Annotated in this window: 6 protein-coding genes; all 6 read left to right on the top strand. The window is 68.9% G+C overall.

Annotated features, from left to right (window positions below):
• Nucleotides 1-382: 382 nt before the first annotated feature.
• The 6 genes from KBX50_RS30775 (at nt 383) to KBX50_RS30750 (ending at nt 6,079) form a co-directional block, all read left to right on the top strand.
• Nucleotides 383-1,171, top strand: coding sequence for a helix-turn-helix transcriptional regulator (locus KBX50_RS30775; RefSeq protein ID WP_210941363.1), 789 nt, complete (start codon nt 383-385; stop codon nt 1,169-1,171).
• Nucleotides 1,162-1,356, top strand: a complete 195-nt coding sequence (locus KBX50_RS30770; protein ID WP_210941362.1) for a DUF397 domain-containing protein — start codon at nt 1,162-1,164, stop codon at nt 1,354-1,356. The genes KBX50_RS30775 and KBX50_RS30770 overlap by 10 nt, the downstream gene beginning before the upstream one ends.
• Nucleotides 1,357-1,954: 598 nt before the next feature.
• Complete coding sequence (locus KBX50_RS30765; protein ID WP_210941361.1) at nt 1,955-3,139, top strand: spermidine/putrescine ABC transporter substrate-binding protein; 1,185 nt, start codon at nt 1,955-1,957, stop codon at nt 3,137-3,139.
• A gap of 1 nt (nt 3,140) precedes the next feature.
• A complete protein-coding gene (locus KBX50_RS30760) occupies nt 3,141-4,292 on the top strand; it encodes an ABC transporter ATP-binding protein (RefSeq protein WP_210941360.1) in 1,152 nt (383 codons plus the stop codon).
• Nucleotides 4,293-4,314: 22 nt separating this feature from the next.
• Nucleotides 4,315-5,208 carry an ABC transporter permease gene (locus KBX50_RS30755; protein WP_307871126.1) on the top strand — a complete coding sequence of 298 codons (894 nt, stop codon included), beginning with the start codon at nt 4,315-4,317 and terminating at the stop codon, nt 5,206-5,208.
• 55 nt (nt 5,209-5,263) lie between these two features.
• Nucleotides 5,264-6,079, top strand: coding sequence for an ABC transporter permease (locus KBX50_RS30750; protein ID WP_307871125.1), 816 nt, complete (start codon nt 5,264-5,266; stop codon nt 6,077-6,079).
• Nucleotides 6,080-6,497 lie beyond the last annotated feature (418 nt).

The raw sequence follows: 6,497 nt of genomic DNA, 5'->3' as shown, positions 1-6,497 counted from the left end.
AGATCGTTCGCCCCGACCCCCACAAATGCTCCAACACCTGCCGATGCCCGAACGTCACCACACCCGGCCTGGCCACCAACACCTCCAGCACAACCAAGATCAGTTGCACTGAACCCTAGAAACCACCTCTCTAGAACTGCCGCTAACCTCATGATCAACGCTTGTGGCGGGGTGGGAAGGCGGGGGGTTGGTGGTTCGGGGAAGCGGCCGCCGCCCTTTGGGTCGACCGTGATCGATGCCGTTTCCGGGGCGTCTCGGGGGCATCTGGAGCGCATCTCGGATGCGCGAAACAGTCCTGGTCGCAACACGCCGGCAGCCGGCGGACATGGCCACCCCTGGTGACTAGCGTGCGCCGGAGGGTGACGCGAGTCGGGAGGCTGCGATGGGCAACGGGACAGTGGGCAACGAGGCGCTGCGGGTGGCGATGGCGGACAAGGGCGAGACGGCCGAGTCCCTGGCCGGGAAGGTGGGCGTCGACCCGAAGACGGCGGCTCGCTGGCTGGCGGACGGGCGGATCCCGCATCCACGGACCCGGATCGCCGTCGCCAACCTCCTCGGGCGCAAGGCCGCCGAACTCTGGCCGGAGCCGTTCCGCCGCCGGGACCTGCCCTGGTTCCGGGCGTGGGCGGAACTGGAGCAGGACGCTCGGTCCATCCGGTCGTACGAGCCACTGCTCGTGCCGGGGCTGCTCCAGACCGAGGCGTACGCCCGGGCGGTGCTGGCCACCGGCGGCCTGCTGTCGCCGACGCGGGTCGACGAGATCGTGGCGGCGCGGCTGGCGCGGCAGCGGGTGCTGGAGCGGGAAACTCCGCTTCAGTTCGTCGCGGTGATCGACGAGGTGGTGCTCCGGCGGCCGGTCAGCCACGATCCGTGCGTGATGGCGGGACAGCTGACCCACCTGGCCGCGCTGGGCGAGCGGGAGCACGTGCAGGTCCGGGTGATTCCGGCGGAGCACCCGTGGCACACCGGCCTGGCCGGGCCGTTCGTGCTGGCCCGGATGCCCGACGGCGCGGAGGCGGCCTATCTGGACAATCAGCTGCGCGGTCAGGTGGTGACCGACAGTGCCGACCTTGCTAGCCTGGGCGCGAGGTGGGAAAGCGTCACCGGTGAGGCGCTGCCCCGCCGACGGTCCATCGACCTGATCAGGGAAGTGGCGACGACATGGAGCTGACCGGCGCCCGCTGGCGCACCGCCACCCGCAGCAGCAACAACGGCGGCAATTGTGTCGAGGTGGCCGACAACCTGCCCGGCCGGGTCCTGGTGCGCGACAGCAAGGACCGGAACGGCGGCACCCTGGCCTTCACCCCGACCGCTTGGCGCGCCTTCGTCACCACCACCGTCCGCAGTACGGCCTGAACCGCCACTCTGCTCGGCCAACCGCCCCCCGGGCCGCCGCATCCGATGCCCTCGCCCGGCTCCGTCGCTCCCCGCCCCCGCCCGGCTCCGTTGCCCCGTGCCCTCGCCCCGTGCCCCTGCCCGGCTCGGTCGCCCCGGGTCCGTCGCCCGGGTCGGTCGTCCCGAGATGCGGCATCTTGCGGTCTTACGCGAGCTGGATGGCGCGGGATGCGGCATGTCGAGTGGATCAAGCAGCCCTGGGTGCCTCATGCGGCCTGGGCGGAGCAAGCGGCCCTGGTGGGTCATGCGGCCTGATGCGGCCTGGGTGGAGCAGGCGGCCCTGGTGGGTCGTGCGGCCGGGTGGGTCGAGGCGGTCTGAGTGGATCGAGCGGCATGACGAGTGGAGCTAACGGTCTGGGTGGAGCATGCGGTCTGATCGGATCATGCGGCCTGGGGGAGCAGGTAGCCGGTGGCGAGCCAGGGGTGAGGCAGGCGGTGCCCCGGGGCGTGGCTGGCACTCTCGCCTCATGTCAGGATCATTCGTCCATCGCCGCTAGCCGGCGCAGCCGGCCGGCACGCCCCCCAGGCCTCGCCGACGATCATCGATAGGAACGGTCACATGCGTAGTGCCCACCGGCCCTTCACCCGGCGTGGCCTGCTCACCGGCACCCTCGGCTCCGCCGCGATGCTCGCGGCCTGCGGCACTCTGACCGGCTGCGGCACGCCCGCAGCGCAGCAGACCGAGGAGGGATGCGTCAGCGAGGATCTGTCCGGCACGGAGAAGACGCTCGCCTTCTCCAACTGGCCGCAGTACATGGACGTCGACGAGGACGACGAGTCGAAGCGTCCCAGCCTGGACGGGTTCGTCAGCAGGACCGGCATCCAGGTGACCTACACCGAGGACATCAACGACAACAACGAGTTCTTCGGCAAGGTGCAGAACCAGCTCGCCGCCTGCCAGCGCACCGGGCGGGACATCATGGTGCTCACCGACTGGATGGCCGCCCGGATGATCCGGCTCGGCTGGATCCAGAAGCTCGACCGGTCGAAGCTGCCGAACGTCGAGGCCAACCTGCTGCCGTCGCTGCGGAACCGCCCCTTCGACGCCGAGAACCAGTTCGCCGTCCCGTGGCAGTCCGGCCTCGCCGGACTGGCCTACAACGGCCGGGTCACGGGGGAGATCCGTACCGTCGACGAACTGCTCACCCGGCCCGACCTCAAGGGCAAGGTGACCGCGCTCAGCGAGATGCGGGACACCATGGGTCTGCTGCTGATGTCCAACGGCCACGATCCGGCGGACTTCACCGCCGCCCAGTTCGACGACGCGCTCAACAAGCTCAAGCGGGCCGTCGACGCCGGGCAGATCCGCCGGTTCACCGGCAACGACTACGCCCCGGATCTGGCCAAGGGCGACATCGCGGCGTGCGTCGGCTGGTCCGGCGACATCATCCAACTCGGCTTCGAAGACGAACGGATCAAGTTCGTGGTGCCCGACTCCGGCGTGCTGCTCTGGTCGGACAACATGCTGGTGCCGAACCAGGCCAGCCACAAGGCCAACGCCGAAGAGCTGATCAACTACTACTACGATCCGGCGGTCGCCGCCCAGCTCGCCGCGTACGTCAACTACATCTGCCCGGTGCAGGGGGCGCAGGCGGAGATGGAGAAGATCGATCCGGAGCTGGCCGCGAACCCGCTGATCTTCCCGGACGAGACCATGCTCGCCAGGTCCCGGGTCTTCATGGCGCTGGACGAGCAGCAGGAACGCGAGTACGAGAGCAAGTTCCAGCAGGTTATCGGGGCGTGAGATGACGCGGAAGACTCCGGCTGGCGACCTGACGCTGGCCAACCTCACCAAGACCTTCGGCACCTTCACCGCGGTCGACGACCTCAGCCTGACCGTTCCGCAGGGCTCGTTCTTCGCCCTGCTGGGCGCGTCCGGCTGCGGCAAGACCACCACGCTGCGGATGGTCGCCGGTCTGGAGGAGCCGACCGGCGGGCAGGTCCTGCTCGGTGACCGCGACGTCTCCCGGCTGCGGCCGTACAAACGACCTGTCAACACGGTGTTCCAGAGCTACGCGCTCTTCCCGCACCTGGACGTCTTCGAGAACGTCGCCTTCGGGCTGCGGCGGCGCGGCATCCGCTCGGTCGGCGGCCCGGTGCGGCAGATGCTGACCCTGGTGCAGCTCGACGGGTACGAGCGGCACCGCCCCGCCCAACTCTCCGGCGGGCAGCAGCAGCGCGTCGCGTTGGCCCGGGCACTGATCAACCACCCGCAGGTGCTGCTGCTCGACGAGCCGCTCGGTGCGCTCGACGTCAACCTGCGTCGCCAGATGCAGATCGAACTCAAGCGGATCCAGACCGAGGTGGGCATCACCTTCGTGCACGTCACTCACGACCAGGAGGAAGCCATGACCATGGCGGACACGGTCGCGGTGATGAACGCCGGCCGGATCGAGCAACTCGGCGCGCCGGCCGAGATCTACGAGTTCCCGGCGACCGCCTTCGTGGCCAACTTCCTCGGCCAGTCCAACCTGATCGCCGGTGACGTAGCCGGCGGCAGCGGGGACGACCTGCTGGTCACCGCGCACGGCACGCGGTTCGCCGTGCCGTCGGCGCGGTCCCGCGCCGACCAGGGTCCGGTCTTTCTGGGCGTACGTCCGGAGAAGCTGCGCCTGGCCGGGGCGGCCGTGCGGGTGCCCGCCGGCAACCAGCACCTCGAAGGAACGATCATCGATGCCTCCTACCTCGGCGTGAGCACGCAGTACCTGCTGCGTACCGGCTGGGGCACCGAGCTGAGCGTCTTCGTCGCCAACAGTGGCGCGCAGCAGCGCTTCGCGGTCGGCGAGCGGGCCGTGGCGTACTGGCATCCGCAGCACGCCTTCCTGGTCAGCCGCCTCGCCGACGAGGCGGACCGGGCCATCCCGGTCCGGAACGAGCCGGTCGGTGCGTCCCCGTGAGCCCGCGAAGCGGGGCCACGTCGTGAGCGCGAAGAGTGAGCCGGGTCTGCGAGCCCCGGCTGCCCGATCGGGGCGGTACCGGCTCCTGCCGTACCTGCTGTTGCTGCCGGGTGCCGCCTGGCTGTTCCTCTTCTTCGTCGTGCCGTTGGTGCAGCTTGCCGCCGCCAGCCTCTACGACCCCACCGGCTCGCTCTCCACCGGGTACGCGCTGACCTGGGCTTTCGGCAACTATCCGACCGCACTGGAGACCTACTGGCCGCAGTTCGGGCGGTCGTTCCTGTACGCCGGCATCGCGTTGGTGCTGGCATTGCTGATGGGCTACCCGCTGGCGTACGCGATTGCGCAGAAGGCCGGTCGGTGGCAAAACCTGCTGCTGGTCTGCGTGATCGCGCCGATGTTCACCAGCTTCCTGGTGCGTACGTTGGCGTGGAAGACGATCCTGTCGGACAACGGCGCGCTGGTCGGGCTGCTGCGTGAGGTGCACCTGCTGGGTCCGGACGGTCGGCTGCTGGCCACCCCGGTCGCGGTGGTGCTCGGCCTGACGTACAACTTCCTGCCGTTCCTGGTGCTGCCGCTGTACGCGAGCCTGGAACGGCTCGACCGCCGGCTGCTGGAGGCGTCCAGCGACCTGTACGCGAGCCCGCTGACGACGTTCCGCCGGGTCACCCTGCCGCTGTCGATGCCCGGACTGATCGCCGGCACCCTGCTCTTCTTCATCCCGGCGACCGGCGACTACATCAACGCGGAACTGCTCGGCACCCCGAACGAGTACATGATCGGCAACGTCATCGATTCGGCTTTCCTGGTCCGCCTCGACTACCCGCAGGGTGCGGCGCTGTCGTTCCTGCTGATGTCGGCGATCCTCGCGGTGGTCTTCGGCTACCTGCGCCGCGCCGGCGCGGAGGAAGTCCTGTGAGCGTGAGGAGTGCAGCGCAGCGGAGCCCCGCACTCGCGAACGGAAGGCGGGCCCCGTGACCCGCATCTCCCGTTGGCTCGCCGAGCACTGGGTGATGGGCGTGGCACTGCTGGTCCTCGGGTACCTGTTCCTGCCGATCGCCGTGGTCGCCGCGCTGTCGTTCAACCGCCCGTCCAACCGGCTGTCGTACGACTTCAACGAGTTCACCCTCGACAACTGGCGCAACCCGTGCGCCAGTTCGGAGATGTGCGACGCGGTGCTGCGCAGCGTGCAGATCGGGTTCCTCGCCACCGTGGCGGCCACCGTACTCGGGACGCTGATGGCCTTCGCCCTGGCCCGGCACCGGTTCCGGGGTCGGTCCGGGCTCAACGTGCTGATCTTCCTGCCGATGGCGACGCCGGAACTGGTGATGGGCACCTCGCTGCTCGCCCTCTTCGTCTCCGGCGGGGTGCCGCTCGGCTTCTGGACCATCGTCGTCGCCCACGTCATGTTCTGCGTGTCGTTCGTGGTGGTGACCGTCAAGGCGCGCCTGACCGGGATGGACCGGCGGCTGGAGGAGGCCGCGATGGATCTGTACGCCGGTGAGTGGCAGACGTTCCGGCGGATCACCCTGCCGCTGGTGCTGCCCGGCATCGGGGCCGCCGCCCTGCTGGCGTTCTCGCTCAGCTTCGACGACTTCATCGTCACGAACTTCAACTCGGGCACCACCGTCACGTTCCCGATGTACGTCTGGGGTGCCGCCCAGCGGGGCATCCCACCGCAGGTCAACGTCATCGGCACGGCCATGTTCGGAGTCGCGCTGCTGCTGGTGCTGGCCACTTCGTTGGCTCGACCGGCAAGGGCCGGCGGACAGCGGCCACCAGCCCCATGAAACCCGGATCACCGACGACGGGCGGAATCTGGTCGGCGGCTACGACACCGACCATCAGGGCAATCGGATGCCGCCAAAGCCTATCCCGGTTCTGCTGACCGGGCTGAGGGCAAACGCTGGAGCCTGAGCGGAGGCTGACTGACCCGTTGCCAGCCGATTCGTCTCCGGCTCATACCTTTGCACAGGTGGCGCTACCGGGCCGATAGCGGTCAGGAGCCAGTTGTGTCATCAGAGTGACGATCGGAACCGAGCCATGACCCTCATGGTGAGCTGACCAACGTATTTCGGTGTGGGCGACCGACGGAGCAGGGGATAGCGCCGCGAGTACCGCCGACGAGACTCATTGGATGTGACTACTCCGATGACCTTTCCTGGTCCGCCTCAGCCCGTTCCACCGTCGAACTGGTTCAGCCGTCTC

The organism is Micromonospora sp. C51 (assembly GCF_018070435.1).
Classification (GTDB): domain Bacteria; phylum Actinomycetota; class Actinomycetes; order Mycobacteriales; family Micromonosporaceae; genus Micromonospora; species Micromonospora sediminimaris.
The sequence above is the reverse complement of the archived record's forward strand: the minus strand, read 5'-3'. Positions and strand labels throughout refer to the sequence as shown.